Raw genomic sequence first — 2,631 nt, forward strand, 5'->3', positions numbered from 1 at the left:
CGAGGCCGAGATCTACCTCAAGCTGCTGCCCAAGGGCGAGCGCGACCGCTCGCAGCAGGACATGATGCCGGTGATCCGCCGCGACCTGGCGGGGATCGCGGGCGCGACGGTGTCGGTGCTCGAGTCGGGTGGCTTCGGCGGCACGACCAAGCCGCTGCAGATCTACGTCTTCGGCGATCAGATCGACGAGCTGAAGCGCGTGTCGCAGCAGGTGCTCGCCGTGGTGCGCGAGACGCCCGGCGCGATCGAGGCCGACTCGAAGATGGCCGAGGAGCGGCCCGAACTGCGCATCGACCTGCGGCGGGAGCTGGCGAGCGACATCGGCCTCGGCGTGGGCTCGCTCGCCAGCACGCTGCGGCCTGCGCTGGCGGGCCAGAAGGCGACGAGCTGGGAGGACCCGAGCGGCGAGCAGCACGACGTCATCGTGCGCCTGCCGCGCTCGGCGCGCGTCTCCGAGGCGCAGCTCGCCGCGCTGCCGATCGCCAGCGGCTACGACCCCGCGACCGGCGCGCCGCAGATCGTGCGCCTCGGCCACGTGGCGAGCTTCGCCGCCACCGAGAGCCCGCAGCAGATCGACCGCCGCAACATGAAGCGCGTCGCGCTGGTGGAGGCGAACTTCGCAGGGAAGGCGCTGACCGAGGTGAGCGCGGGCATCGAGGCCGGCGTGAAGAAGATCCAGTTCCCCACCGGCTACGGCGTCGACCTCAGCGGCGAGACGGAGATGTTCCGCGAGACGGTGGGCTACATCCTCGAGTCGATGGTGCTGGCGATCGTGTTCATCTACCTGGTGCTGGCCAGCCAGTTCGGCTCCTTCCAGCAGCCGCTGGCGATCATGCTCTCGGTGCCGCTGTCCATGGTGGGCGTGCTGCTCATGCTGCTCGCCACCAACACCACCTTCAACCTGATGAGCATGATCGGCCTCATCCTGCTGATGGGCCTGGTGACGAAGAACGCCATCCTGCTCATCGACTTCGCGAACCAAGGCCGAGAACGCGGCCTCTCGCGCCGCGAGGCCCTGATCGACGCTGGGCAGATCCGCCTGCGCCCGATCGTGATGACCACGCTGGCGATGATCTTCGGCATGCTGCCGCTGGCGCTCGCGATCGGCGCCGGCGCCGAGTTCCGCGCGCCGCTGGCCCGCGCCGTCATCGGCGGCCTGATCACGAGCACCCTGCTGACGCTGGTGGTCGTGCCGGTGGTCTACACCCTGCTCGACGACCTCGGCGGCAAGCTCCGCGGCCACCTCACGCGCGGCGAGCGCGAGCACGCTGCGCGACTGCGCGAGAAGGCGCAGGAGTAGGCTCAGCCGGTGTCCGACCAGGCCGCCGCCGGAAGCGCGGCGGCCGGTAGAGTGGTCGCCGGCCGGCCGACGGGAAGCCGCAGGCTGCCTTCGTGCAGCAGGCGGTGGCAGGCCGCGCAAAGGGTGATCAGGTTCTCCGCGCTGTTGCGGCCTCCTCGCCGCCGCGGCTCGCGGTGATGCACCTCGAGGAAGCGCGTCCCACGGCAGCCCGGCGCCTGGCAGCGATGGCCGTCGCGGGCGAGCACCTGCCGCCTGAGCGCGGGCGGGATTGACGCGCGGTTCGGCTCACCTTCCCGCTGCGTCCGACAGTCGCAGGCCGCCTGCGCGGCCATTGCCGGGGTCAGGCTTCGGCCATCGGGCAGGCGCGCGGCGCCGCAGTCCTCGCAGCGATAGATCACGACCTGGTAGGGCGGCGCGTTTTGTACACGTGTACACTCGGCCTCGTTTTGTACACGTGTACACTCGGCCTCGGCCAGCGCGGCGAAGGCGGCCAGCAGCAGCTCCTCCTTCGGTCTGGCGTGGCCCTGCTTGCGCAGCCGCTCGACGATGGCCAGCCAGCGAGCGTGCTGCTCGGGCTCGAGCGTGAAGCTAAGCTGCACCTTCGGCGCGGGGGTGGGCAGCGGCGCGGGGGCCGGCGGCAGCAGTGCGCCCTGCCCGGACTCGTTCGCCGCCTCGCTGCGGCTCTCACGGATCTTCGCTTCGAGCTCGCGCGCGCTGCTCGCCTTCGCGAGGGCGATCCACTGACCTTCGGAGCGCGGCGTGGCGACGGCCGCCACGCTGCGGGCCTTGGTCCAGGGCATCTCGCCGGCCTCCACCGAGGCGCGCAACTGGGGAAGCTCGCTCAGCGACTCCGCCAACTTGATGAACTGGTAGGTCTTCGCCTGCCCGAAGCCGAGCACGGCATCGGCGTAGGCATGAATGCTGGCGTAGCCGCAGTCGCGGTAGAGCCGCCGGCGCATCAGCTCGGCGAACCAGAGGACGGCGTTCTGCTCGGCGCGGCGCAGTTCCGCGACGGCCGCACGCAGGTGGGCATCCACCGCGGCGGCGGGGAGATTCGGCACGAATTCGGACATGGAGGGCCCTCGCTGGAACGAGGCCGCGGGAGGTGGGGAGTGCAATATTATAGTATGGAACTGAGGTGAAGTCAAGTGCATCGCTGCGGTAAGAGCTGCCGCAGCAAGCCGGCGCGCGCAGGATCCCGGGCATTGCCCGGCGGGCGGGAAGGGGCTAAGGTGGAGGCGGCCCCTTTCCGCCGTCTGGCCGAGGTCCCGTGAGCACGCTAGAGTCCCCCCCGCCCGGCCCCGTCGGCGCCCGCCTACCGCGCGTCGACG

Annotated in this window: 2 protein-coding genes; one reads left to right on the top strand and one right to left on the bottom strand. The window is 71.0% G+C overall.

Translation table 11 applies throughout. The features are described 5' to 3' along the window. The coding region (locus tag FJ251_15330; GenBank protein MBM4119074.1) for an efflux RND transporter permease subunit at positions 1–1,300 on the top strand (1,300 nt) is incomplete at its 5' end. Between the two features lie 2 nt (positions 1,301–1,302). On the opposite strand, the gene FJ251_15335 is transcribed toward FJ251_15330, so the two are convergent. Continuing rightward, positions 1,303–2,373 carry an HNH endonuclease gene (locus FJ251_15335; protein ID MBM4119075.1) on the bottom strand — a complete coding sequence of 357 codons (1,071 nt, stop codon included), beginning with the start codon at positions 2,371–2,373 and terminating at the stop codon, positions 1,303–1,305. Positions 2,374–2,631 lie beyond the last annotated feature (258 nt).

This window comes from bacterium (genome assembly GCA_016873475.1).
GTDB lineage: Bacteria > Krumholzibacteriota > Krumholzibacteriia > JACNKJ01 > JACNKJ01 > VGXI01.